The sequence below is a fragment of the Pararcticibacter amylolyticus genome (assembly GCF_003130405.1).
GTDB lineage: Bacteria > Bacteroidota > Bacteroidia > Sphingobacteriales > Sphingobacteriaceae > Arcticibacter > Arcticibacter amylolyticus.
The window spans coordinates 1-425 of the sequence record NZ_QEAS01000116.1 but is presented as its reverse complement, the minus strand read 5'-3'; the positions used below and the strand labels follow the sequence as shown (position 1 = coordinate 425).

Here is a 425-nt window from a genome sequence, read left to right as displayed (position 1 = left end):
GAGCGGAACGCGTACTGGTCGGGGCAACACTCTCTTCGCAACTATAAGAAGGGGCTGGGGCTTCCCGTGCCGCCGTCGGACTTTAAGCTTAGCCGGGATGAGAAGAGCGGCGAGTATAAGATGATGATGTACAAGCTGCGCTTCCGTACGTACCTGGGCCGGGACCGTGATGATAAACACCGGATGCTGGCGCGGGCCCTGGCCGGCAGGCTTAAGATGGGGGTGGGGTACCTGAAGCCCGATAAGGGACGGTTTTATTATTACGCTACCTTTCACATTGATAAAGAGCAGAATGAGCTGGACGAGAGCGTCATTGCCGAGGCATCGCTGTCGCTGGAGGTGCCGGTGACCGTGAAGATCGGGAAGGAGCAGTTCCAGATCGGCACCAAAGAGGAGTTCCTTCACCGCCGCTTAGCCATCCAGGC

At 57.9% G+C, this 425-nt stretch carries 1 pseudogene; it reads left to right on the top strand.

The features are described from left to right. Positions 1-66 precede the first annotated feature (66 nt). Positions 67-425: pseudogene (locus DDR33_RS25325) on the top strand (hypothetical protein); the annotation flags it as partial.